Annotated in this window: 1 protein-coding gene; it reads left to right on the forward strand. The window is 33.7% G+C overall.

All coding sequences use genetic code 11. From position 1 onward, the window contains the following. The first annotated feature begins 149 nt into the window (after positions 1–149). Positions 150–569 (forward strand): hypothetical protein, encoded by a 420-nt coding sequence (locus tag AC1UFB_RS06580; RefSeq protein WP_025910174.1) that lies wholly within the window; start codon positions 150–152, stop codon positions 567–569. Positions 570–972: the final 403 nt, after the last annotated feature.

A 972-nucleotide genomic window follows, 5' to 3' on the forward strand; every position in this document is an offset into this window, starting at 1 on the left:
ACTTTTTTGGCTCTAAACAGGAAAAAACATTAAACTGAAAATTGCGTCAACATTTATGCAACACTAGTGTTTAAAACTATGTTTAGAAATTTGTTATGCAGTCGATCAAACGCTTAACGATGTTTTTTGGGTAGAAAGAGAGGGCTCCAATGAAGAAAATAAAAGATGAACGCCTTATTGTTCAAAACTTAAAAAATATTCGAGTGGCTTTTATCATTCAAACATTAGGGATTTTATCCTTATTAGTTTATGACGGGTTACAAAACGGTATTTTACATGCTTATGAAAACCCCCTTTGGTTTATTTTTATTTTAACGGCTGTTGTATTAGGTTACTTAAATTTGAAAATATCAGTGGATGTTTATGACAACAAACGTGAAAATCTTGTTCCTTATTATATTATTCCCCTTGGCAGCTTCCTGCTTGGAGGAGTGTTTACACTAATTGTGACAGCTGGTCCCGATGGAAATCTTCAAAGTGGATTGCTAGTAGGAAGCGTTGTAGGACTTGTGTTTTTTCTAACTTTTACATACGGACACTATTTAGTAAAAAAGAGAAATGAAGAGTAAAAGAGGCGGAGACATAAGTCTTTCGGTTAGCGATTTATCGGAACGATTGAGAGATAATTCGGAAACCAATTTAAAAAAAGAGTGGAATGGAACGAACGTGTTCTTACAACCTAACGATGTTAAAACAGTCATGATTCTTCTTTGAGAAGGAATCATGACTGTTTTATATTTCAGCTTATTTTTTTACAGGACCTTCTAAAATTGTGTCGAAATTAATATTGTGAAATTGTGAACAAACTTTAACAAAATGGTGAACAGTATGGTCAACTATAAAAGAAGTTTTTATACTAGGGACTACAATCTGCTAAGAGAAGAGAAAATTCTCTTCCTACATAAAGGAGCATTCCTGTTAGAAGGATTTTCGGGGACTTGAACAAAAAAGAGCCCTCTTGGTATGATACGG

The organism is Priestia sp. KCTC 13724 (genome assembly GCF_056820425.1).

What these genes read in the sequence shown, in the direction of transcription:
- AC1UFB_RS06580 (WP_025910174.1), top strand. Translation starts at nt 150, where the DNA reads ATGAAGAAAATAAAAGATGAACGCCTTATTGTTCAAAACTTAAAAAAT.